Below are 25,464 nucleotides of genomic sequence, written 5' to 3' on the forward strand. Positions count from 1 at the left end.
GCTTGCATACCGAACAACCAACCGTGAGGATTACAGGCAGTATGCCTCTGATCCGGGGTGTTGCAAGAACTACTCCCTACTGAACACGTGTGCACGTTCTCGAAATCACCGAAAGGTGATTACTCGACATGTTTGGGAAGACAGTAAGGGGAGCATATCAATCGCCTAGCGAAACGCGGGGAACTCCCATTCGCTTCGCTTCTGTATCTGAAAAAAATGAGAAACCCAAGTCTTGAGAAAAAGACTGAGGTTTCTCGACAATCTGGAAATATTGATAAATATTGATTTAAAGGTATCGTCTATAAAAAGGAAAGAATGGTCGAGGAACAAATCGCTCTGTTCATTGATCGACGTCGACATGCGGAAATAGGAGCCGTCGTGGGATTCTTGCTTCCGAACGGCCTTGATGACGGGCTATAGATTGCGCCGAAGATGTGCTGAATGAAGTGCAGCAGCGCAGCGCGGCCAACGTCACCCCCGATCCATCAATTTGGCGCTATCTCGTACACATTCGCAGGCAAGGCACGCACGAACGGCGACCAATCGCCCGTCGTGTAAAGATGAAGCCGATGCATAGCTCGCGTACACGCCGTATACAGAAGCTTGCGTTCGTTGTCCCGGCCATAAGCTTCGGGCGAAGCATCAAAGATTAAGACTGCATCGAACTCGACACCCTTGGCGAGATACACAGGAATGACCATCACTCCTTTTTCAAAGTTGAGCGTATCCTTCGTTATGAGCTGCAGAGCTTCGCCTCCTTGAATCCGTAACGATTCATGGGCCTTTCGGCTTTCAGCTGCGGTCTTCGTAATGACTGCGATAGATTCGAAGCCCTCGGCCCTAAGCGCCGCGATGTCGGCCACGATTTGCGCATCGCGCTTCTCCCCACCGCCCAGTCTCGTCAGAAGGGGCTTTTCGCCTCTCCTCTCAAACGGTGCAATTTCATCCCCGCCTGGAAGCATCTCTCTCGTAAATTCAACAATCTCCTTGGTTGAACGATAACTGCGTACTAGGCGGACAAGGCTTGTTTCGGCTTCGCCGAAAAGGCGCACTAGCGGCGAATCGGACGCGTCCAGACTTGTGGCCTGCATGAAGATCGCTTGCCCGAAATCGCCGAGCACCGTCATCCGCGCACGGGGAAACAGCTTTTTCAGATATTCATATTGAAATGATGAATAATCTTGCCCCTCATCAACGAACACATACCGGATTTCCGTGTTCGTCTGGACGCCTTCGATCAGTTCCTTAACATACAAATACGGAGTCGCATCCTCGTACAATAACTCGTTCCGGTGCAGTGCTTCCTTCGTTTGCCTGCATATTTCAGGCCACAGCGGAGGAATGACGGCCCCATTCGTTTGCTCCCGATAAGCAGCTTCGTCCACAAACAATTGGCCATATATGCCTTTGATATCTACAAAAGATAGCTTCTTTACGCTTTTTCTTAGCGGTGTAAAATATTGTTTCACAATCCTGCGGCAGAGCAGCTCTTCCTCCCTCGTCGCGAAGTTAAAGTCGGCTTCATCTTCCCGGAGCTTGTTGTTCAATTTCTCGCGAACTGCGGCGTATTGTTCCGCAACGTCGAGTACTTCCTTCTCTTTATGCAGCATTCTAAACACTTCCGCGTACTGCTCGGTATCGAGATAATTCAACTCCTCCTCTACCCAAGGCGCTCCCCGTTCCAGACGTTCCAATGCAGCCAGTTCTTTCAGCAGCCATTCCTGCAAGAGAACGACACGATTAAGTAACGGCAGAGAACGGTCATAACCATAAAATTTCGCTTTCATTTGCTCCGCGCTAATCAAATCGCGGTCCCGCATCCGAATTCCGTTGAATTGCATACCTTCCTGCCCCAACCACTTTCCATAGTGCTGGAGGGCTTGCAGAAAAGTATCGGAAGTTTTGTACTCGATCCCCTGAAGACGGGCCTCATACCCCGGTGCTCCTTGTGCGGTCAGTACATATTCGATCTGATCAAAGGGGTCCTCCGGCCGTAACGAGGAACCTAACCAATAGTCGAGATATTCTTGAAAAGTCGTCTGTTGTATATTCTCTTCGCCCAGCTCCGGAAGGACGGTGGAAATATAACTGTTAAACATCGGATTCGGTGAAAAAAGAACGATCTGATCCGCCTTGATCGTCTGGCGGTGTGTGTACAGCAAGTACGCCACCCGCTGCAATGCCGCGGAAGTCTTACCGCTACCGGCCGCCCCCTGTACGATAAGCATCCGACTTTTGTCATTACGGATAATTGCGTTTTGTTCCTGCTGAATGGTTGCCACGATACTCTTCATTTGCGAGTCCGCACCTTTGCCGAGCACTTGCTGCAGCAATTCATCTCCGATCGTTTCGCTCGCGTCAAACATATTGCGGATTTGCCCATTTTGAATCTGAAACTGCCGTTTGAGCTCCATCGTTCCTTCGATTCGTCCGTCCGGCGTGACATAAGACGCCAGTCCGGGGGAATGGTCGTAGTACAGGCTCGCGATGGGCGTGCGCCAGTCATAGATCAGAAAGCTCAAACCGTCTTCGTCAATGAAGGAAGATACACCGATATAGATCTGCTCGCTGAGGCCTAGTCCATCCTCCTGAAAATCGACACGTCCGAAATACGGAGACGGGAGCAGACGGTTCATGCTTTTCCATTGCTGCGTCAATCGCTTGTGGCTGCGCTCCCGCTCGGCCAATACCGCGGATTGTTGGTTAATCGTATAGAAAGTCTCCTCGAAATCTTCGTACGTGCTTGTGTTGATCGTAACCTCTTCCCAGAACCGCTTGCGGATGTCCGTAGCCTGATCACTCAGTCCGGCAACCTTCGGCTCCAGATCAGCTATTCTCGCCTGTAGTTTGTTCCTGACCCGCTCCAACCGCTTCTGCTCTTGCTGCCAATCCTTCGTATCCATCTCTCCTGAACACACTCCTTTTTTACCATTTTTATGGGATAAAAAATGATCATTGACAAATCAAGGTTTTAGATGTACAATTAAATTGCGAATAGAAATTTACATACATATAATTTTAATTTGTAAATTACGCTCTTGATTATATCACAGCGTTTATTTGTGTTCAAATTTATTTTATCCTTACCTCCGGCAGAACTGAACACTGACCCGGATCGCGAGTCATTTTAACAAACCCCCTTGAAGTTAAGCTGCTAGGAGATGACCTTGAATTTATCCGAGGGCATCTTTTTTTATATTCACTAGCCTTGTTTCAACGTCTCCCGATCTCCCAGCAAATATAGCGTGTTAGGTATTATATTCTTTGTTCTACCACGTAAAAAAACCTGCCAATTCGACAGGTTAAATAAACGTCAAGTACGCATTGCAGAGGTTAGTTCAAATATAGTTGTAATAACTAGTTCATACAAGTCATCGGTTGATTACTTCATATCATGATAACCTCTCTGTTTTTGATTCATACGCTCGTAGCTGAGATGCAACATGAACTGTCTTAAAAAGGGGCGATGTCACGCCCTAATCTTGAAACACTAGATCCAAGTATCTTTGGCTGCTGTTATTTCGGACTCCGTACCGCCACTGTCTACTACTCTTTTGGGCTCCACCAACATGATATGGCATTCTTTTTCAGCAGAAGGTTTCATCTCAATTCCCTTCGGGACAATAAACATCTCACCCTTAGAAATTTTCACTTGACCATCACGAAAATCAATGACCATCTCCCCTTCGAGCGCGATAAATACCTTATCGGTATCTTCATGCACATGCCATACATAATCCCCAGCAATCTTAATGAGCTTAAATTGATAGTCATTCATTTCACCAATGACTTTCAGAGACCAAAGATCGTTGAATGTAGATAGCTTCTCATTCAAGTTAATAGCTTGGTAATGCATATGAACCTCTCCTTTATTTAGCGCTTATGTAGGGCGTTTAATGTTTGCCATTATTATAGTAAAGGAATTTTTAGATTAGAATGGATGCCTGTTGAAATTAGCATGGATTATTGATGAACTTTGCTCGATATTCAGTAGGAGAAATACCGCATTGTTTTTTGAACGCTCTACTGAAATAAAAAGGGTCCGCAATCCCTACCGTTTGCGCTATTTGTTGTATCGGCAGATCACTTGTAGCTAGCATTTCTTGCGCCATGTTTAAACGATATTCTAATACATATTTTGCTGGTCCCATACCTGCATGTCTTCTAAATAGGTAAGAAAGTCGATTTCGATTAACGTTATGTTGTTCTGCAAGCGATGCTATTGTAAGGCTTTGATCATAGTATTCATGAATATAATGAGCTACCCGTTCGAATAAAGGTTGCGATTCACAACTATTTTGCCTGTTATCAACACATAGTAAGGCTTCATTCAGTACATCGCGGAACAGCATTTCGGTCTGAAACATCGAAATGCCTCCTCGCTGATTATACACATGCCAAAGACGCCTAATTAATTCAATAAGACGCGGAGATTGTCCTGTTGATAATTCAAAATGCTGCTGAGAAAAGCTTGACTCTGTTCGTTCCGAGTTACATATCCGATATAGCACAAGAATATACTCCCAGTCGGTTTTGCCGAACATTTTTTGAGCTAGTTTCATTTTTGCACCGCCGTGCACAACTTTTCCAGGCGAAAAAATATAAGGCGTGCCATTAAATTCAAATTGCACCTTACCTGCAAGTGGAAACACAAATCCAGGAAAAGCATCTGTATAGTCAGCGTGAGGCACACCTGGATTTCTAGCATATCGATATACCCCTTCTACTTGAAAAGGAGTATGTGCAAGATGCTCTGCTAACTGATTAACGTCGATTGTCACATTGCATACCTCCTTTCATATAGTAGTTGGCTGTTAATCCTGCGATCGATCGTTGTACATCCTGTGCAGCTCTTGATTTCATTTTGAGTTTACACAAAAATATTGACAGACCCGACCCCTTCCCATAATTGTTTTGTACCCTTCGTCAGTCCAAAGTTAACATAAAAAACTAACCCTCTTTTTCACGCTAGTTCATTTTCCTTACTCATAAGATCTTGTTCAATTTTTCGAATTGAGTTAAGCATAGTTTTGAGATTATGTCTACGAAGAGGCTGTAGATCCTCCTCCTGAATCATTTTCTGAAGTTGTTCTCCCATTCTCTCATAAACGATGGATTTTTCTTTAGTATTAGTAGTATTTATATACTCTGATCGATATATAAATGCGTTGCGCAAAGTAATTAATTTACAATTATCTTTAATAGTTCCTATCGCCTGTACAAATTCCTCCGGACTTACATATTGAAATAATTCGGTGATTTGCTCACGTCCCTGTAATAATCCTATTAGTTTATCAGGATCTGAGGCAGTTGCCATAATTGCTTCATCTAATTTATTTTTCTGGTAAACTGCAAGTTGCTCCTGATTAATTTCCCAAAGCAAATTCTGTATATAAACTCGGAAATTCACAATGTATTCTCGCTCAATTTTTACTGTATTTTTTAGATCAACAAAATTATCATTTATAATGTTAATAATACCTTCTTGGAATATGAGTTGTATGTCTACTTTAGACTCATTTATTAAATTTTCCTCAATAAAGTATTCAAACAGTTTATAAAATTCGTCTAAGTAAGCTGTACCTAGTTTACCTTTCTTAATACGCTGAAGTGTTGCACTATAGCATTCATTAAACTCTTGTTGACTCATTTCGTAGTATTTTTCAAATAGTTTTACTTCCGGTGATTTCTCTAGGATCTCAGGTAACTTTGTTTCAGTAGTAAATTGAACTTCATCAAAATAACCAGTAATTAGGTATTCAGTAATTGAAGCATATCCGATAAGTGAAGATGATGTTTCGTCATAATACTTGGATACAAATATATCAGAAAATATTATTTCTTGATCCTGATGGTTTTTTTTACTCTTTCCATTAATTAATCCAACTAACTCTGATGTAATTTTTAATTTTTTCATAGATAATAATTGTTCATTGTTATATTTCCCAGATCTAATTTCCGATGTAAAGGCTATTGTATATTTTAGAAGCTTTTCAGCAGCATATTCTAAATGTTCTTTTTCCATTTTATTTAATTGTTGATAAATAAAATGGAAATCAGATAATGCTTGATTAAGTGACCTAAGATTTTTATCAACTGTCTTTATGAAAATATTTGAAATTAACTTCATATTAGAATTTAAAAAATTATAGTAATTATCTTGGAATCGGTACTTCTCAATCAAGGATAAAATACTTATCTCTTCATCCGGAAAAAACTTGAGGGTTTTACCAATAACCTTCTCCTTAAATCGTTTATATTCCTGTATATTTATATCTTCTACTGTGTCGCTCCTCGTATCTTTTCTATTCCTTTTTGCATCTATTGTACGGATTATTTGTTTTTCATCCGTAATGAATATTGTTTTTATCTTATCTTGCTCTATAAATTTATTGATAAATCCAAAGAGCTCTACATAATTTATTTTACATCTTTCTAAATCATCGAAAATAAGAAGCATCTCACTCTTCATACCCATCCAAGCTTTGATGAATGGCTGAATATCTACATTATTATTACCAGTTCGATATCCAAATGCCGCCACTATATTAAGTATAAAATTCCCAATTTGTGAGCCTGTATTAATCAAATTTCTTTTACTTTTCACACGTGGTTTTATTGAAAGGAATATTTCTTTTTCCAAATCCGAAATTGATTCTAGGCCAAACAAAGAAACATAAATCGGTTTGTACATAATTGTTTTAATATTTTTAGAAATAGATGTATCATTTAAAGAATTGTATTTTTTCACTTCTATATTTCGCATTAACTTATTTTGAATAAAAAACGTCTTCCCTGTGCCCCAACTGCCATCAATCAAAAGAGAATATGTAGTTTCTTTAATCTCTAAATAATCATTTACCGCTTTTTCTATATGCTTCATCATACACCTCTCTACAAATATTATTCTTATATTTCAACAATTTCTACAATCCCTCCTGCAAGCTATGTTGCTCTGTTCCAATAAATATAAAATTATTATTTGAATATCGAAAGCAAATCGTTAGCAAAAATACAAACTGAACAGACTGACTATTAAAATTGATGATAGTTTACTGTGAAGATAAAAGAATATAGAGAGTTGTCGATAATGCCTCAAAGGATAAGAACCTTTTAGATAAGGTTCTTATCCTTTGAGTTAATATCCACTTACTAGAAATACTGAATTTTTCCCACTTTGAAATGAGATTTGGGTTAGGGATTCAAATCATAAAGCAAAATTAATCCCAATCCAATAAAATTCGATAATTTTAAGTACACCGATAAAGAATCAAGTGCATATTAAAAGCTATAATAATGGGTCACCCCTTACACTGGACTTCATCATAGGAACTCTAGTAAGTTTAGAGGCCCATTATCATATCCTACAACATTTCACATGCTTACTCCCAACAATATTCTTCGCCGTTACTTATGGTACGATCCCCCGTAGTGTATCTAAGCACAAAGCATATTATGAGAATAAAATATACGTAACAACATAGTGATTACACAACTATAAAAAACATTTTCAAAACAGATTGGACAAGATATTTGTTCATCTGTTTATTTTATTATCTCTCACTTTCTGTCTCACTCTACACGAAAAATAATCTAAAAAATATTTACATTAATAGTTGATTATAGTATATATAAGTTAATATGTAACTTATATATGGAAGGTGATAACGTGAATCGTGAACCGACACCAACACCTTTGGGAGAACTTATCCAGTAATTTAGACGTTAAGCGGAATTATCATTAGCGAATTATTGGATTTAACTGGTATTCATGAGGGCCATTTGTCTAGGATTGAAAACGGGGAAACAAAACTTCCAGATTTCAAAACGGTTAAATCCATTGCAACCGCGCTTAATATACCGTTTGATGAGTATGTTGAACGGTATATTGAAATAGACCAAATATCATGAGGACAATGAACTAAATGCCAGTTCTTCACTTTATGGGTCTGGTTGGAATGTCGATATACGTGCATCAGATGGTAATTATGGCTTTGAAAACAAACAATCAGGGCTAGAAAGGAATATGAAGGTAGCAGTGGAGCTTTTCAAGTAGGATATGCACACAGAAACTTGCCTGGGAAAATTGGAATTTCTTTCGTTCCTGTTAGTATTGATTTTGGCGGTGTTACTTAATCAGAATACTTTGACCGTTACAACTTTACTTACTAGAAAAATAAAGCAGCCCAGCAATAGGGGCTGCTTTTAACATTATTGTTTTTTGCGATACCTTGTAATCAATACTAAACAATAATCCTATAATAACCAGAAGTAGACTGTATACAAGTTCATCATCTTTGATTGTTAAACCAAACACGCCCACTATTAGATGAAATATTACAAGGGGAGCTATTACAAAGAAAAGAGTCAATTTAAATCATTTCCCTATTTCCCGGGTAAGCGCAGCATTCGCTACAGGCCATGCCAATTAGACAATCGCGGTCTCAATCGATGGCGAAACACGGCGAACGATTTATTTTTTTGCACATTCAGCGCGTTATTCTGTAGTCGGACTATTTTCCAAATACATACTTGGCATAATAAAACGTTTCACCTTTAATCCAGCCGCTGTATCAAACGTTGTCAGGCCTTTTTCAGTGTACTCGTCTAAAATATGCTTTAAAATGTGTCCGATTAAAATACAGTCATCTAGAGCGTCATGTCTTTTTAAATGTGCGGTCTCAATCTGATAGTACTGGACTAAAAAATCAGCGGAGACGACATCTGTTACTTCGGGATGAATGTTCGTAAACAACGCTTTCGTGTCGATAACAGGGTTAGTCAGCATCGGTAACTGGTGCTGTTCGCAATACTTTTCCAACATCGGAATATCGTATTCATAGCCTGCCTGTGTGATAAGCACGGTCCCGTCCACAAATTCAGCAAATTGGCGATACACGTCGGGAAACGAAGGGGCGTCCGTCATCGCGTCATTCGTAATTCCGGTCAGCTCCTCAATCTGGGGAGGAATTCGTTTAGGTGACTTCACTAAGGAATTGAACGATATTTGTGAATGGTTAGGCTCCTCACCCTCAACACGAAGTGCACCAATTTGTGTGATACACTCCGTTCGAAAGTCAATGCCTGTGCCTTCAAAATCAAAGATGCAAAATGTACGCTGCTGTAAGTCTGAAACAACAACACCCTCTACGACATACTCATTCTCATATACCGTGATTTTCACTGTACACTCCCCTTTTCCCTGTTCGCTCTTATATTTACTTACAATGGTTGCACCGCGTGGCCAAGCCCTAATTCCCAAGCTGCTACCAATTCAGCCACAGATGCGTATCTATCCTGACGATCACTTGCTACAGCACGTAATGCAACGTCATATAAGTCTTTCCCTGCTTCCCATTTGGACAAAGAACGATCAAGGCTTCCACCTAACAATACGAACGCAGTAGCCCCCATTCGATACACATTCGTCGTCTCATCGAGTATGGACCCAAGCTCAAACTCCTCCGGTGCCATAAAACGTGACGAGCCCCACATTCGCCCCATTACATTCGTGTACGGCTGTTTCTCATAGAGGTCGATGTCACATATTTTAATGATGTGCTGCTCGAAATCATACAGCAAGCTGCCGTCGTAAAAATCAACGGCTACATATTGACATGCCTCAACCTGAAGATGAAAGTTGAAAATGCTAGCTATGGCAGCTAACCGCTGTTCAAGCGGCAGCTTTCTAAACCGGGTAATGGGAGAATCAAGCTGCCCATTTGTAGCTGACATGGATGACGCCGCGTGAGCGTGTACAAACAGACTTTCTCCCTCGAACCATTCGTAAACGCATACATATCCAGAATCGACTGCAAAATGTTCGATGATATTCACAAGATGCGGATGCTGCAAGTCACTAAAAATACGTACGGCTCGCTTGAGACGGATCACCGCATCTTGTGGGTCACCGTCATAATTGATCGTGCGTGCTCCAGCAAACTTAACAAATATCTTCTGCCCTTTTGCCTGAATTCCAAAGCTAATATTTCCTGAATCTTGCTGGTCAAACACAGCAAATACAGTCCCAAGTCGTGACAGCCAACTAAAATGATGCTCTTGCTTTAATTGAAACGTAACGCCATCTCGTGTGGTGGTAATTGGAGTAAACTCGTTCGTGATGGTCTCCTTGACGGCATGATCATAATTAGCAATATCTGGAACGTAATCCAAGGTTAGTTGGATGCCTTGCTGGACGTCTTGATCCAACAATTCAATGCTGTCGATAGCATCGTGCTCAATCCAAATATCACCCAAGGGATACGACTCCATATCTGGTGAAATCACAATATGAACGAGAGAACACGTATCATCTTGCTGATCAGCTTGTAGCGGTTGAGGTTGGCCTATGAACCAACCCCGATCTCGCATCATTATTCTTATATATTGACCTTCATAATGTTGGAGCAACGTCATACAGCCCCCTATTTTACAAAAAGTTAATGCCGTTTATCATTCCACTTGTATTATAATGGAATCAGACTACATTGGGTATATGTGGATTCCGGAAAGGACGCCTACGATGAACAAATATTCGTATTCACCACCCAAAATAAAAACATCAACCAAATTAACAAATGTACTCAGTTCTGAAGGTCAGGTCGTATGTTCATTTAGAAGAAACTATAGCAATCTCACAACTAGAATCGCAGATTGTTTTTTAGACTTCAATGACTTATCTTGCAGATGAGTTTGTAATCAAAAAAGAACTAATGGACTGGGTAAAGGTATACTATCGAGGCCAAGAAGTCGTTAGATGGAAAATGAAGCTGTCCGAATGGTTCCAGACTCATTTAGAAATAGCAGACGATTGTCCTATCCAAGACCCTGCCTTTTTTGTGTGCCTTTTTCAATGCATTTTTTATGTAGGTCATTAAGGTCATTCAGAATATTTAGCCAGCTTTTTGAAAAAGTCAGCAATCATGCTCGCCACGAGTCGCGGATCTTCAAGGGCGACAAAATGCCCACCTTTGCCTAGCTCGTCCCATTTGACGATGTTCGTAAACAAGCGCTCTACATAGGCTCGTGGTGCACGATCATTCGGTTGCGTGGCAGGCAAAGCAACACCTGTCGGAACGGTGATGGTGTCCGCAGGACCTGGCCATTTAATATGTTTGCCTTCATAGTAATAACGATTTGCTGCATTAATCGTTTGTGTAAACCAGTAAATAGAGACATTAGCTAGTAAATCCTCTAACTTAAAATGCGTATCGAGCTGCCCATTCGGAGGAGCAGTCCATGCATACCATTTTTCCAAAATAAACGCCGCTAAGCCAGCTGGAGAATCGTTAAGCCCGTAAGCATATGTCTGCGGGCGCGTGCCAAGAATATGTGAATATCCGCCCTCTTCTTGATCCCAGCTCTTCATAACGGACAAAAACTGCTGCTCTTCTACCGTTAATTGTGAACGATCTTGCGGTAAAGGAGGGCTCGGATTACCAGGATTGGTCGTATGATAGCCTGTCACAACATGCGGAACATCTAAGCATAGCAAGCCACTAATGCTTGACCCTAAATCATAAGCATGAATGCCAAAGCGGTCATAGCCTAATTGCTGCATAAGGGAAACGAGTAGATGCGCGACTTGACGATCCTCAAATGCAGGCTCCACGCTCACATCGGAAAAGCCGTGCCCCGGAATGGAAGGAATAATGACGTCAAATGATTGCTCCGCATCACCGCCAAAGCTTGCTGGGTCCGTCAAATAAGGAATCATATCGAGCATTTCATAAAATGAACTCGGCCAGCCATGTAGAAGCAGCAACGGCTGTGGATTCGGCCCCTTCCCCCGCACATGAATGAAATGAATGCTCATTCCATTCACCTCTGCGGTGAAGTTAGGCAACGCATTGATGCGCTGCTCAACAGCACGCCAATTAAAATCGTTCGCCCAATAGCTCACGATGCCTTGCATGACTTGGAGTGGAATACCATAGTCCCACTTCGCACCGACAACTTCATCCGGCCATCTTGTGAGCGATAATCGATGCTGTAAGTCTGTCAAGGCTTCATCTGTAATGTGGACTTGAAACGGTTTGATGTTCATAGGGTTGCTCCTCGCTATCTCAAGTTGAACATAGTATAGCGAACATACGATCCCCCCGCAACACTTATATATCTAATTATGATCGGTCTTGGTAGATGGTGTTTTGAAAAGGAGGGTCTACAATTTCTTTTTCAGAAAAAATTGTTTAATTCCGTCTGGATAATCATCGATAACGCCAAATTGCTCGTACCCCATCCGCGTATAAAAATGCGGCGACTGATAGCTAAACGTATTCGTATGTGCAAATACGCAGCCCAACTCTTTGCCTAATTTTTCAGCCTCCGCCATCATCACCTTGCCGTAGCCTTTATTCCGGTACGCTTCCTCAATCCAAAACACATCGATATATAAGCAATAGTTAAACGTCTCGCAAAATATACCGCCAATCACCGTTCCCGCTTCATTTTTCAGAAATAAATTAATATCTTTCCCCGGCTTCTCCAGCAGTCCATTTGTTGCTTGAACATTGTACTCATATAAGTTGTCGCATACGAGATCATAGTCTGCTTCATCGATTTCCTCTTCATTTGACCCACAAGCTGCTGTTAAAATCACTTTATCGTCTAGCTTTATTTCGTTCATCGTTTCGTCCTCCGTTATCGTTTAATTTGATGCAGCCGAGCGCGTTAAAGGTATAATCATATGAATGTCTTCCGGTTCCTTGGCGAACAATTCGGAGTCTACTTCCGGCGTTAACTGACTCCCACAAGCTCGATAAAAGTTAACAGCCGATTCCGTTTCCGTAGACGAGATGTATAAATACGCGGCTCCTCTGGAAAGCGCAGCATCACGTAAATGTCGAATGAGCTGTGCACCGATTCCCTGTCTACGATACTGACGCGACACATACATTAAATCGACTTGGAGTTGATCTTGATTTCTGCCTCTCCATTTATGCCCGAGCACTCCGAAGCCAACAAGGCGATCCTCTACAAAAGCTCCGTACGCCAATCCCCCGGCTGCTATTTCATGCTGAAATCGATCTTGTATCTCTTGTAATTGCGTGTCGTCCCAATTTGGACATTCATTCCGTGCTTTGACTTCAACGACCGTATTACCTTGATTGACATAAATAAGATTGATAGATTCGGAGCGATCAATCTCGTTTAACTTTGTATACTCGTCTAGTTGCATTTCCCTGATGTCGATCATATTAGCCTCCTTATTGGTTGCCACTTCACTTTTTTGCTTTCAATTTAATTTCCAACACCTTCCTAACACCCTCTTCTTGCTCGTAAGTCACGGATAGTGTTCTACCTTCAAAAAAGTTTTTGTCATACATGCCGACTTTCTCCTCTGTACTACTCTTTTTCAACAACATAGAGTAAACGGCTGGACAAATATCCCCCTTTGAGATAGAGGCACTGGAAATAAGCGAACCGCAATCAAAAATCAAGTCTATACCTGTATTTGTTTTGTTCGTAAATGTGATTTTCGTCTTATACAGTAAGCTATTCTTTTCTTTTGTCGCATGGATACTCACTTTCAATGTGTCATCTTCTGCTAAGCCAGACATAACACTTGGAATTGGTGTTCCCTCCGTGTTCACACCCGGATTGCTGTATCCACTACACATAATCGCAAGCGCCAACACAATTGAAAAAAAAGAATTCATTACCGGTTCCCCCACTTTCGTATCCAGACTGCCATCACCACATTTAATCCATATAATACCACATAATTAGGTGCAATCATATGATCGATAAGGGCGTTGGAATCCCTTACACATACGATCAATGTTTAGTCGTAGCCCCCCATGTTCCCGTGTTATGACGAGCAGCAGTTACATACAATATACGATGCAGAAAGATGTTTTGTTGAAAATGGAACTCAAATAAGCGCAACGGCACTTATGATATGGTTAATAACGACAATTTTATCTCAATTGGATGGTGAAATCATGTTCAGCCAAGCCGATTATGGCGCCAAATTTTTCGAATCCATCCTTCATCTGATTGATGTTGGGATTCATCTTGTAGATCAAGATGGAATTACGATATTTTACAATGACAAAATGGCCGAAATTGATCGGCTCGACCGCCAACACGTAATCGGTAAAAGTGTGTTCCATCTCTACCCTTCCCTGACAAGCGACACAAGTACGCTTGCACAAGTACTTGGCTCGGGACAGCTTATTCCTTCCCATATCCAAACTTATGTCACTTTAGCTGGCAAACGCATTACGACGATTAACAGTACCTATCCACTGTATGAGGAAGGGCACATTATTGGCGCACTTGAAGTCGCCAAAGATATTACGAGCATCACCCATCTCTATGATCAAATTTTAGATCTGAAGGACCAGCTTTATCGGCAATCAAGCGACGGTGAGTACAGTCCACATCGCTTGTACAACGAGCATAGTCAGCACCTTCAGCAAGGTTCTACCAGTCACAGAACGAACCGCCGACAGGTACGGCCATGGAATTCGGGTACCGCCAAGTATCATTTTAGTGATTTAATTGGACAAAGCCCGCTTTTCTTGGATGCGCTTTCTTTAGCAAAAAAGGCAGCTCGATCCCATTCGCCTGTTTTTATTTGTGGGCCAACCGGAACAGGCAAAGAGCTGATTGCCCAGAGTATACACAATGCAGGCATCCGGCGAAATGAGCCGTTTATTGCGCAAAATTGTGCGGCGGTTCCGGCGGAGTTAATGGAAGGACTCATGTTCGGCACAGTCCGCGGAGCGTTTACGGGAGCTATTGATCGCGCAGGCTTGTTCGAGCAGGCCGATGGCGGTACGCTGTTTTTGGATGAGCTGAACAGCCTTGATCCGATGTTGCAAGCGAAGCTGCTACGCGTGCTGCAAGATGGCTGCGTGCGTCGTGTCGGCGCTACGAAGGAACAGCAAGTCAACGTGCGCATTATTGCCGCGATGAACATGGAGCCGAAGGAAGCGCTGGAGCGGGGCATTTTGCGGCACGATCTGTATTTTCGGCTGCACGTCGTCAATGTGTGCCTGCCACCGTTGCGGCAGCGGGAAGCAGATATTCCGCTGCTGATCCAACATTTTATCGACCAATTTAACGATAGCTTTGGTATGAAAATTACGAGCATTAGCGCTGACGCACTGCGCAGATTTAAGCACTATGACTGGCCTGGCAACATCCGTGAACTGCGCCATGCCGTCGAATCGGCTTACAATATGATGGAACTGGACGACGAATTCATCGAAGAGCATCATTTACCTGCTTACCTTAGACAGCGGATCGACTCACACGCAGAGCACGTGCTCGAATCCTATTTGGGACAGTCAGCGCATATGCCACCCAACAACGCCCAAATGGCGACCTGTTCCACAACGCATGCATCTATTCCGTCCCCTACTTCTGAACCAGAGTCCGGTCCGCAAAAATTGACCGAGATGATTCGGGAAATGGAATACAACGCCATCATAAACGCTCTAGAACAGCAACAATATAATGTGAGCAACGCCGCTCAAGACTTAGGCATCACTCGACAATCTTTACAATACAAAATGAGTCGGTATGGAATTGTTAGAAAGCCATAACCATCGCACGGCAAACTAATTAGAGCCTTGGAGCCTTACACGTCTCGTGTGAATTTCGTGAGATTCATGAATTTGTGAGTTTCGTGAGATGCATACGAATCAGGTCTAAGGCTCTTCATTTGACAACTGCCATGATTTAATCATAAAATACTACTGCAACTAAAAAACCGTCCAGACGGTATTTTTTTGAGGTGGAAGTGATGTCTGCAAAAGCAGAAAAAACGAACAACCAAATTTTAAAGGCGGCCGTCAACACCATTCTCAACGATGGCATTAACGCCCTCACATTGGAAGCTGTTGCGAAGAAAGCCGGTGTTAGCAAGGGTGGCCTGCTCTATCATTTTCCGAATAAGGAATCGCTGATTAAAAGCATGGTGACGCATATCTTGAACGAGTTTATGCATTCCTTTCAGACAATTGCCGCGCAAGATCCCGTTGAAAAAGGAAAATGGTGCCGTGCGTATATTCAAGCATCGAAATTGGACTTAACGAATCAATCAGGCGTGTATGCGGGTATGTTAGCCGCTTCGGCCCATAATCCGTCTTGGCTCACGATTTTCGATGATAGTCTGCTCCAGATACGGCAAACTATGGAGCAGGATGGAATCGATCCTGTATCAGCCGCGATAATCACTACAACGATTGACGGCTTATACTACGCGGAAATGGTCCATTTAACACCGATATCGTCACAGATGCGAGAGCACATTTTTCAACGGCTCATGGAAATGACAGCCTAAGAGAACAGGAGAACAACATGTACACCTTTTTGTTTTTAGCCATTGCTATTGTAAGTGAAGTTATAGCTAGTACCTTTTTAAAAGTATCGAACGGATTTTCCAAATGGCTCCCCTCATTAGGGGTCGTTATCGGATACGGGGTCGCTTTTTACACCTTATCGCTCGCGCTGCAAGAGCTGCCTTTAAGTTTAGCATACGCGATCTGGGCAGGCGTGGGAACTGCACTAACGGCTGTTATCGGGATTGTCATATGGAAAGAACATTCCAATCTGAAAACATTTCTCGGCCTCGCCTTGATCATCGGTGGCACAGTCGTCTTAAATTTTGCAAATGGTGGTGCTCATTAATGAAAGGTTATTGGTATTTATCAGGCGCAATTGCCTTTGAATTACTTGGCAGCTCGATGCTCAAATTGTCTGATGGGTTTACGCATCTGCTTCCTTCTATAGGCGTACTTATCGGATTTGGTACTACTTTTTATTTGTTGTCGCTATGCATGCGAACCATTCCACTCAGCTTGGCGTACGCGATCTGGGCAGGTGTAGGAACTGCGTTAACCGCCCTTATTGGTATTTTTATATGGGGAGAACCATTTAGTATGATGACTTTGCTAGGTTTAGTGCTTATCATCGGTGGCGTCACGCTGTTGAACGCCTCAACTTCAAATCGCACCTCCTCTGACCAAGAACAAGCACAATCCGCTTGAGGTCGCGGACTGACGATCCGCTATGTGGGCTGATGTAGCCGATGAATCTGGAGGACAGGGAGTCCGTTATTGGCTTAATAGCGGATTCCCTGTCCATAATGGTTGCGTTGCAGACAAGGGATTACGTATTTGGGTTTGACCTAATCCTTTTCAGCTTATGCCTCACTATGAAGCCTTCTCTTCCAAAGAACGATGCCTTGAAGCCCGCCAAATTTTTGGCACTAACTCCACCACTTTACCCAACCTCACAGCTACTTGCATTTAGCTTGGTTCATTAAACTACTTACCTACGCATCAATAACCTTCCTTTTTCATCATCATGCTCATCAAGTGTTGTCGTGTCGCTTCATCTGCTCAACCACTCCTTAACGTCTCCCCTAGTTGGCATTGTTTTTGCTTCCTTATATGGTGTAAACGATCCATGATGGAGGTGCGGAAGATGAATACATTTACGAAGCATGAGCATACGGAGTATCCCAATGTCCCCTTAAGCAGCAAACGGCATTGGAAAGAGGTTCCGCTGTGGAAAGATGTCACGGATGAACAGTGGAATGATTGGGTATGGCAACTGACGAATACAATTCGCACGCTAGATGAGTTGAAGCAAGTCGTCAACTTGACACCTGATGAAGAGGAAGGCGTGCGAATTTCAACCCAGACGATTCCGTTAAACATTACACCGTACTATGCTTGGCTCATGAATCCAGACGATGACCGCTGCCCCATTCGAATGCAGTCTGTTCCATTATCGGCGGAGCTGACAAAGACCAAGTACGATCTAGAAGACCCTTTACACGAAGATGAAGATTCGCCAACGCCTGGTCTCACCCACCGCTATCCGGATCGGGTCCTGTTTCTTGTCACGAATCAATGCTCGATGTATTGCCGTTACTGTACGCGCCGCCGCTTTTCCGGCCAGGTTGGCATGGGGGTACCTAAAAAACAGCTCGATGATGCAATCGCTTACATTCGTGATACGCCCGAGGTTCGTGACGTGCTGCTGTCTGGCGGTGACGGCCTGCTCATTAACGACACCATTTTGGAATACATTTTAAAAAATTTACGCGACATTCCGCACGTCGAAATTATTCGTATCGGCACACGCGCCCCCGTGGTGTTTCCACAGCGGATTACGGAGCAATTGTGCACGATTTTAAAAAAATATCACCCCGTCTGGTTGAATACGCACTTTAACCATTCGTTAGAAATTACGGAGGAGGCAAAAAAAGCTTGTGACATGTTGTCAGATGCGGGTGTGCCTTTAGGCAACCAGTCTGTTATTTTGGCGGGGATTAACGATAGCACCCAAATTATGAAGCGGCTCATGTACGATTTGGTCAAAATTCGTGTGCGTCCGTACTACATTTATCAATGCGATTTATCTGAAGGAATCGGCCATTTTCGTGTTCCTGTCTCTAAAGGGCTCGAAATTATCGAGTCGCTGCGGGGACATATTTCGGGCTATGCGGTGCCAACATTTGTCGTCGACGCTCCTGGCGGTGGCGGTAAAATTTCGCTCCAGCCGAACTATGTCATTTCGCATAGCGCGGACAAAGTCATTTTGCGCAATTATGAAGGCGTTATCGTCGGCTATCCGGAGCCCCAGAACTATGTTCCCGGCAGAGCAGATGAATATTTCAACGACATTTACGGAATTACTGAACACGCCGAACATACCGGCATTATCGCGTTGATGAAAGATGAAAGATTCAATCTTGTGCCCGAAAACTTGCGCCGCATTGGCAAAAGGCAAACGTATGAATCATCGCAAGCACATGCTACATTGAAGGATCGCCGCCCTAAACGGGACGAAATGAAACAGAAGCTGATGCAAGCCAAGCAGAATAAAGAAAATAAAAGTTGAACTCGTTCGAGTGACGATTGAATGGCGCCTACTAGTGAATGTCTGACACGGAAATGAACAAAGTTCATCATGTAAAAGAGAAGGTACAGCGCACAACACCTTAATACCACAAGCTGGTGTATGTCTGTACCTTCTTTTATACCGTAAGCTATTGAATCAATAACACAAGATCCCAGTCTGGACTTTCGTCTCCGATTAAAGATGCTAATACAACTGCTACCCCAGCCGTCCCCGTTAAAAATCCAGCCTCATCTACTTCTTGCAATTTTCCATCAATAAAATTATGGTCATAGTAGCCGAACAATGATTCCGGAACATACATATCCAATACTTTCCTAGTCAAATCATCACGCATTTTACCAAGACTCTCATGCCCTGTATCCGAATACATGCGCTGAATAAGATGCAATAGTCCGCTCACACCGTGGCATAAGGTCGCTGACGTCAATCCGCCATTCGTCTCTATTCGCTTCTCAATCCCAAGATACGCATTTAAGCCTAGCGAAACCCATTCTTCATTTTGTACAGCTTTCCCAGCTAGCCAAATTGATCTTGCTATTCCTGGTACACCGTAGCACCATGAGTCCCTATGATCATTTGTACTGTTAGACTGCAATTCATTTTGCATGAATTCCTCAAAAGTTACTCGTCCAGGCCAAACGGCACCCCTCTCGCTATTCACCTGCCACTTACATACCCAATCCGCCAATTTTGAAATATTGGAAACCAGTAAATCATCTGTTACACCGTGCAACGCAGATAGACTTAAAAAAGATAAAGGTCCTGTAATTCCGTGAGACAGGCCTAAGTTAAAGTTCCCGTTCGGATACTGCTTCTTCTCCCGATCTTGAAATTGATACTGTGCCTCGATATGCCATCTAGGCATATTGGATCCATTTAGATCCTTATCTCCACACAGAACATGGAATAAATCTATCATTTGATCCAATACCAATTTCATTTGTGGTCGTTCTGGGAATAACATAGCAACTCGTCCCATTCCTGCAAATCCTTCAATCGTGTCATATTGACTCATTTGCACGCGACCAGCTTCCCATTCTTGCTTACACATTTGAATATTTTGCAGCATTAATTGTTCAAACCATTCTGCAATCGCATTCACCATTCCCTGATACCGTGTTCCACCCCGTGATAAAGCCCGAATGCTTACTAAAATGCCAGCTAATCCGCTATAAAGCGATAACCGATTAACTCCATCCTGTTCAAGAACCTGTTGAACTTGCTGTAAATATTGATGGCCAACTAAATCCCATTCTTCGTCTGGAAACAATTGATCCAGCTGTGCAAGAAGTAAACAAATACCTGTAAAACCACTCCCAATGGTTTCATCCGACCACCTGTCAATTTTAATTCCATCTACTTCTTGCTTGGGAACTTGCTTCATTAACGAGCGAACTTTTTCAGGATCCTTATACCTGACTTTAATTTCGTTTAATACCTGCAATGCTCTAGCTTTTAGTTCTCCCTCTAAAGGGAGCCAGTTTGCTGCTGCCGTTTTTACCGTTGTCATATCCGAGCGCCTCCCACTACATTCGTTTCCGCTTCCTCTGCAAATGAGCTAGCCTGAATTTGATACATTTGCGCGTATACACCATCGGCACGCATCAATTCCCCATGCGTTCCCTGCTCAATAATTTCACCGTTTTCCATCACAATAATCTGGTCAGCTAAACGTGCCGACGAAATACGATGTGTGATGAAAATACCTATTCTGTCTTCCATTATGTTTCTAAACAATTGAAGTAAATCCCGCTCTGCGATCGGGTCCAAGAACGAACTCGGTTCATCCAGAATATACAGGTCTGCATTTCGTAAAAACGCACGAGCAATAGCAATGCGCTGCCATTGCCCACCAGAAAGTTGATATCCTTCCTTAAACCATTTTCCTAACTGTGTATCCAATCCTTGTGGTAATTGTTGAATAACATCGTCAATCGCAGCATACTTGGTCGCATTCATCAAATGGTCATCTCGCTCAAGCTCATCTAATGCGCCAAATCCAATATTGTGCCGTACTGACATTTCATAATGGACAAAATCTTGAAACACAATTCCCAGCCGCTTTTGAAACTGTTCCAGATCATAGTCTGAAATGTGACGGTTATTAATCGTAATATCACCACGGTAATCCCCATATAATTGCATCAACAACTTTACAAGAGTTGACTTTCCTGAACCATTTTTCCCAACTATCGCTGTCGTCTGGCCTTTTCTCATCGTTAAATTCAAATTACGAACTGTATCGGAAGCATTTCCTGGATAGCGGAAAGAAACTTTCTCAAAACGAACTTCCTCAATCCGATTGCTCTTCTCACTTAGCAACCCTGTTGTAACAGCAAGCTGCTTTTGCCGATAAACAGGATCTGATGAAGGTAATTTTAAAAATAATAGCAGCTGCTCCATGTATAAATTGTTCTGAGAAAACTGTACAATCCCTGAAATCATCGTCTGCATTTGGCTTTGCGTTAACATAATTGCTTGAATGTAGCCGTACACACTTCCAATTAAAATTTTTGCTACAAAGGCTTCTTGAACCACGAGCCAAATGAGCCAGAAAAACAAAACAAGTTCCAGCATGTCATACAAAAATGTAATTCGAGTACGCTTTACAAGCATTCGTCGATCGACTAGAAAAAAGCGGTTCAGCAATTCACGGTATCGATTCAGTAAAAAGGGACCTAGCTGAAACAGTTTAATCTCTTTAAATGTGCTATCATTCGTTAACAAATAGGTCATATACCAAGCTTGCCGATTTTGTGGTGTTCGATCCATGTAAATTTGAAATTGTTCACGATTCAATTTCAGTATGGAGAACAAAGATAATGAAGAAACGACTATGATGATAGGAACGATCCACCATTTCCAGACCATCAACAGCATTGCTGATGAGAATATCGTAATAAAGCTAGACATCATACCCGCCATTTGTGTATACAATTGATACGGTCGATACGATGATTCTTGATGAGCACGCTTTAGTTGATCATTTATTTCTGAATTTTCGTAGTCAGCTAGACCAAGCTTAGTTGACTTTTCACAAATCATCACATTCATTGAATTTGAAAGTGCAATCTGAAGATTACCTTCCACGTATGTCTTCATCAGATCAACAATACTTTTAAATATGAAAATAAATACAAAAATAGCGAAGTGAGTAAATACGACAGAATGACCTTGTTCCCCTGCAGTTGAAATACTATTCAGTAAATTTTGTATGGCAAGCAAAGTAACAACAGGCAATGCCCCCTGTACAATATACAAGAACACGCTTGGAATCATATATCGCTTATTCAAACGAAATATTAACTGAAACAGTTGGAGTCCATTCCGAGCCGACTTCCAAAACGAATGAACTGAGTTCTGTTGCAAATTTTCTTGACTGCTTGTCATTTGCATTTCCTCCGATATTGCACCAAACTATTCATTGTATGACGAGCCATAATCATGACTTTACGTTCTTTATCTCGATCAGTTCCTTGCAAACGATTAATATGCATATGTATAACACTGAACAAAATATCTTCTCTCGTGTTCATCAGCATACCTTTTTGTTCATAATCAACAATCTTCTCCTGATAATCGCTTACCGCTGTTTCTCTCAGTTTGCAAATCTGAGCTATCATATCTCCTTCAGGGTGTACAGACTTTAATTCAGATTTATCCGATGTTAAAATTCGGAACAACAATGCACGTTCCTTTCGGAACTCATCTAAATATTCCTTAACATCAAAATGTCGATTTAGTAGATGAACAATCTGTTCATCGTTATAACCAAATTGGTAAAATAGTTCAATGACGCTCAAAATCGAAATTATTTCTTGACTGAGCTGAATCTGATTAAATCGGGTAAGACGAACCAAATTTGCAACTACATGACTATCAAAAGCAAACATACGCTCTGCACATACCATTAATTCCGGTCCGCCGTAACGTTCAATCTCAGGCTCATATGTGTCAATAACTACCTTTGTAATTAAACCTTCACTTAATAAATTATTTGTCCACTTATGGAAAATCGGCAGGAATTGATGTTGATTATTTTCACTTGGCATTTGAAAGCGTGCACGAATATGACGGATCGGGTCCAAAAAACGAATAAAGTATGCGTGTTCGATAACACCTGCTTCGCGGCATTGCTGAACGAACGCTTCCCAATATCGGCCAATAAACTCATCTTGACGACTATCCAAACCATATAGTTTGACGTAGAACCATTCTCCACCTGGCAAGTGGACTCGCTCCATTTTATTAACTGGAGGTAAGTTTAGAGCATCAGAATTGTCAATTGTCCCCGCGACTTCCTCAATAGAACTGCTGAACGACTCGTTGCGTTTTACGAGTGGGAAGACGAATTCTGCGGTCAAGCGCCCATCGCTTCGCTGAATAGGTGCCTCCTCAAACGTTCCAACATGCTCAATTAACGTAACCGTTGAACTTGATTTTAAATCTTTGTAAACCTCTTCTATATGTAACGGATGATCCAAATCTAGCAAGATACGATTATCGAATTGAACCATGTATACATATCGTGGTACTTTCCATTCCATGCGGAATTGTTCCACGATGCGTTTTATCCAAGCACCATTGTCTTGCTCGGGCGGTTTTTGATGAATGTGAATTCTCCATGTAGCTGGGCTAAGTATGACATTGTTATATCTTAAACGTGGTGAAAAAGGAGACTTTATTGCCGCTCCCCAATCAAATGTTGTCCATTGCTTGCATCCTTCTTGACCCATTTCCATCAGGAAGCGATACACATTTGGTGCACTTTGATAGTTAAGCATATGACCTGCTTTAGGCACAATTTCTCGATTATTTTTTCGAGATTTTAAATAAAACGCATTGTTTCGCACACCGACAACAAGATCGGATACATGGATTTGCCGATCTGCGCTTACAGTATGATTCGTACCAATCGCAATTTCATATTTTCTATAGTTTTCGGTAAGTACAACATTCGTCGATCTTCCCGCACTTGGTAAATACGATATTTCCGCTAATATCTTATGTGGAGATAATCGTTGTTCTTCATCATTAATAATACCGAACTCTTCTTTAAACGAATCTCCAAGCATATCTATAAACCTTCCAAACGTTTTACCAGCACCGACTGATCCTGGATTTGGTCCTAAAACGAGTTTATACTCCCCTCTTTCAATTTCATCCTCATTATGTGCAACTAGCAAAAAGTACAGCTCCATTGAAGGAGCAGGCATGATATCAGCGGAATCCGAGTTTTCCAGAAGCTGCTCGATCATCTCGTCCGTTAACACTACTTCCGTGACTCCTTTATGTAAGGATGTCATAAACCAATTAAGGAGCAATTGGTCACGCTTCGCAATGACGGATGCCGAATGGTTCGCTCTTCGTTGATAGCTCGGAGGGTTATCATAAGTCACTGGTGGCCCTAATCCTATCTCTTCATCAAGCAATTCAAGGAGAGAAACTTCACGATAAGGTCCATATTTCTCTAAAAATTCTAATTGATATTCCTGTAAATGTCGGTTGCTTTGGGTCGCCATTCGACTCATTAGATCAGCCGTTTTTTCAACATCTTCACGAATCCTATTATGCAACGTTATTGACTGATCTTCTAAGGACAAATCGATTTGCAACGATGATTTCGCTTCAACAATTTTATCCATCGCTTGACGAAGGTTTAATAATTGTTGTTCACCTTGACCTATCGGAAGATCGTCATATTGACGAATGTCGATACGAATTTGCCTTAACTCCGTTTTTAGTTCCTCAATTCCTGTTACTGGATCTAATACAGATAAAATATGATCGAACGGTTCCGTCGTCGTCGTCGGAGGACGCAAATTCGAAATTAAAAACTCTTGTTCAAAAAGCTGCCAAACATACTGATGAATCGTCTCCATGCTAGCTTCAACGAACTCTACCTGTAGGATAGAAATTAATTCTAAATAAGGGATTTGATTCGCACAAACTTCCATCACCTTATCGAACACTGCAGACGCCCGCACAGATACACTATCATTTTCCCCAGAATTTAGCCTACCGTATCTTGTTGTATACGGAATCTTGGCACGATCACCTTGTCGATAAATTAGCGTATTCCGTTGAATTCGTAGCTGGGACACAATTTCACGCTGGCTCTCTAACTTTCCAGTTAATTTTAATAGCCATTCCATGTCAGGCCTAGCTCTTTTGCGATATTGATGTATCCCCTCCAAGTTAAGCTGTGACTGATTGGCGAAGTGACCATGTGTCACTCCAGAGAACAAGCCAAATGGTGTTGGTCGAGACATCATTCTTAAAAGATAGCGCATAAATCCCTTAACTACTTGTCCTTGTTTTCGTAAATTGTCCTCGTTGCTTAGATGGGATAAAGATTGCAGTAAGCTAGGACTCGAGGCTATAATCGCTTCACGAATGATCGGATCATTAGATAATTGGATTAGACAATTCAAGGAGAATCGTTTCAAATCATCATTATTATTGTCCCACTCTGAGGGGAAGTTCGCTGTGAACAGATTAAGCGGCAATATAGGAGTCCTTACCATAAAAAAGTCCAACGTCTTATATACATTTTTATTTGATGTCATATGCATC

General features: G+C 42.0%; 21 protein-coding genes. 8 read left to right on the forward strand and 13 right to left on the reverse strand.

Going from position 1 to position 25,464, the window contains the following annotated elements:
* Window positions 1–485: 485 nt before the first annotated feature.
* From helD to KIK04_RS00140, 4 genes are all read right to left on the reverse strand, one after another.
* Window positions 486–2,903 (reverse strand): RNA polymerase recycling motor HelD, encoded by a 2,418-nt coding sequence (helD, locus tag KIK04_RS00125; protein ID WP_232276340.1) that lies wholly within the window; start codon window positions 2,901–2,903, stop codon window positions 486–488.
* Window positions 2,904–3,490: 587 nt separating this feature from the next.
* Window positions 3,491–3,856 carry a cupin domain-containing protein gene (locus tag KIK04_RS00130; RefSeq protein WP_232276341.1) on the reverse strand — a complete coding sequence of 122 codons (366 nt, stop codon included), beginning with the start codon at window positions 3,854–3,856 and terminating at the stop codon, window positions 3,491–3,493.
* 97 nt (window positions 3,857–3,953) lie between these two features.
* The gene (locus tag KIK04_RS00135; protein ID WP_232276342.1) at window positions 3,954–4,781 is read right to left on the reverse strand and encodes an AraC family transcriptional regulator; all 828 of its coding nucleotides are present in this window, start codon (window positions 4,779–4,781) and stop codon (window positions 3,954–3,956) included.
* 182 nt (window positions 4,782–4,963) lie between these two features.
* Window positions 4,964–6,886, reverse strand: coding sequence for a P-loop NTPase fold protein (locus tag KIK04_RS00140; RefSeq protein ID WP_232276343.1), 1,923 nt, complete (start codon window positions 6,884–6,886; stop codon window positions 4,964–4,966).
* A gap of 854 nt (window positions 6,887–7,740) precedes the next feature.
* Here KIK04_RS00140 and KIK04_RS24340 point away from each other — a divergent pair.
* Window positions 7,741–7,911, forward strand: coding sequence for a helix-turn-helix domain-containing protein (locus KIK04_RS24340; protein WP_442951199.1), 171 nt, complete (start codon window positions 7,741–7,743; stop codon window positions 7,909–7,911).
* A 586-nt stretch (window positions 7,912–8,497) separates the two neighbouring features.
* Here KIK04_RS24340 and KIK04_RS00145 read toward each other — a convergent pair.
* Complete coding sequence (locus KIK04_RS00145) at window positions 8,498–9,184, reverse strand: 3'-5' exonuclease (RefSeq protein ID WP_232276344.1); 687 nt, start codon at window positions 9,182–9,184, stop codon at window positions 8,498–8,500.
* 38 nt (window positions 9,185–9,222) lie between these two features.
* Window positions 9,223–10,122 carry a serine/threonine-protein kinase gene (locus KIK04_RS00150; RefSeq protein ID WP_232278887.1) on the reverse strand — a complete coding sequence of 300 codons (900 nt, stop codon included), beginning with the start codon at window positions 10,120–10,122 and terminating at the stop codon, window positions 9,223–9,225.
* A 400-nt stretch (window positions 10,123–10,522) separates the two neighbouring features.
* Here KIK04_RS00150 and KIK04_RS24345 point away from each other — a divergent pair, with 400 nt between their 5' ends.
* Window positions 10,523–10,690, forward strand: coding sequence for a tubby C-terminal domain-like protein (locus KIK04_RS24345; protein ID WP_442951122.1), 168 nt, complete (start codon window positions 10,523–10,525; stop codon window positions 10,688–10,690).
* A gap of 22 nt (window positions 10,691–10,712) precedes the next feature.
* Window positions 10,713–10,877 (forward strand): tubby C-terminal domain-like protein, encoded by a 165-nt coding sequence (locus KIK04_RS24350; RefSeq protein ID WP_442951200.1) that lies wholly within the window; start codon window positions 10,713–10,715, stop codon window positions 10,875–10,877.
* Window positions 10,878–10,879: 2 nt separating this feature from the next.
* On the opposite strand, the gene KIK04_RS00155 is transcribed toward KIK04_RS24350, so the two are convergent.
* The 4 genes from KIK04_RS00155 to KIK04_RS00170 all read right to left on the reverse strand — a co-directional run bounded on the left by KIK04_RS00155 (window position 10,880) and on the right by KIK04_RS00170 (window position 13,661).
* The gene (locus KIK04_RS00155) at window positions 10,880–12,046 is read right to left on the reverse strand and encodes an epoxide hydrolase family protein (RefSeq protein ID WP_232276345.1); all 1,167 of its coding nucleotides are present in this window, start codon (window positions 12,044–12,046) and stop codon (window positions 10,880–10,882) included.
* Between the two features lie 117 nt (window positions 12,047–12,163).
* Window positions 12,164–12,628 (reverse strand): GNAT family N-acetyltransferase, encoded by a 465-nt coding sequence (locus KIK04_RS00160; RefSeq protein WP_232276346.1) that lies wholly within the window; start codon window positions 12,626–12,628, stop codon window positions 12,164–12,166.
* A gap of 21 nt (window positions 12,629–12,649) precedes the next feature.
* The gene (locus tag KIK04_RS00165; protein ID WP_232276347.1) at window positions 12,650–13,198 is read right to left on the reverse strand and encodes a GNAT family N-acetyltransferase; all 549 of its coding nucleotides are present in this window, start codon (window positions 13,196–13,198) and stop codon (window positions 12,650–12,652) included.
* A 25-nt stretch (window positions 13,199–13,223) separates the two neighbouring features.
* A complete protein-coding gene (locus tag KIK04_RS00170; protein ID WP_232276348.1) occupies window positions 13,224–13,661 on the reverse strand; it encodes a hypothetical protein in 438 nt (145 codons plus the stop codon).
* A gap of 237 nt (window positions 13,662–13,898) precedes the next feature.
* Here KIK04_RS00170 and KIK04_RS00175 point away from each other — a divergent pair, with 237 nt between their 5' ends.
* The 5 genes from KIK04_RS00175 (at window position 13,899) to ablA (ending at window position 18,867) form a co-directional block, all read left to right on the forward strand.
* On the forward strand, window positions 13,899–15,557 hold the full coding sequence (locus KIK04_RS00175) for a sigma-54 interaction domain-containing protein (protein ID WP_232276349.1): 1,659 nt from the start codon (window positions 13,899–13,901) through the stop codon (window positions 15,555–15,557).
* A gap of 200 nt (window positions 15,558–15,757) precedes the next feature.
* Entirely contained in the window at window positions 15,758–16,297 is a 540-nt protein-coding gene (locus KIK04_RS00180) for a TetR/AcrR family transcriptional regulator (protein ID WP_232276350.1), read from the forward strand.
* A 17-nt stretch (window positions 16,298–16,314) separates the two neighbouring features.
* On the forward strand, window positions 16,315–16,644 hold the full coding sequence (locus KIK04_RS00185; protein ID WP_232276351.1) for a DMT family transporter: 330 nt from the start codon (window positions 16,315–16,317) through the stop codon (window positions 16,642–16,644).
* Entirely contained in the window at window positions 16,644–17,003 is a 360-nt protein-coding gene (locus tag KIK04_RS00190) for a DMT family transporter (protein WP_232276352.1), read from the forward strand. Before KIK04_RS00185 ends, KIK04_RS00190 begins: the two co-directional genes overlap by 1 nt.
* Window positions 17,004–17,442: 439 nt before the next feature.
* The gene (gene ablA, locus KIK04_RS00195; protein WP_232276353.1) at window positions 17,443–18,867 is read left to right on the forward strand and encodes a lysine 2,3-aminomutase; all 1,425 of its coding nucleotides are present in this window, start codon (window positions 17,443–17,445) and stop codon (window positions 18,865–18,867) included.
* A 148-nt stretch (window positions 18,868–19,015) separates the two neighbouring features.
* Here ablA and KIK04_RS00200 read toward each other — a convergent pair whose 3' ends face one another.
* Genes KIK04_RS00200 through KIK04_RS00210 form a run of 3 tightly spaced genes read right to left on the reverse strand, consistent with a single transcriptional unit; the run spans window position 19,016 to window position 25,457 of the window.
* Window positions 19,016–20,398, reverse strand: coding sequence for a lanthionine synthetase C family protein (locus KIK04_RS00200; protein WP_232276354.1), 1,383 nt, complete (start codon window positions 20,396–20,398; stop codon window positions 19,016–19,018).
* The gene (locus tag KIK04_RS00205; RefSeq protein WP_232276355.1) at window positions 20,395–22,278 is read right to left on the reverse strand and encodes an ABC transporter ATP-binding protein; all 1,884 of its coding nucleotides are present in this window, start codon (window positions 22,276–22,278) and stop codon (window positions 20,395–20,397) included. Before KIK04_RS00205 ends, KIK04_RS00200 begins: the two co-directional genes overlap by 4 nt.
* Window positions 22,275–25,457: a lantibiotic dehydratase gene (locus tag KIK04_RS00210; RefSeq protein WP_232276356.1), complete on the reverse strand. Its 3,183-nt coding sequence runs from the start codon at window positions 25,455–25,457 to the stop codon at window positions 22,275–22,277. The genes KIK04_RS00205 and KIK04_RS00210 overlap by 4 nt, the downstream gene beginning before the upstream one ends.
* Window positions 25,458–25,464: the final 7 nt, after the last annotated feature.

It is taken from the genome of Paenibacillus sp. 481, assembly GCF_021223605.1.
In the GTDB taxonomy this organism is placed as follows: domain Bacteria; phylum Bacillota; class Bacilli; order Paenibacillales; family Paenibacillaceae; genus Paenibacillus_B.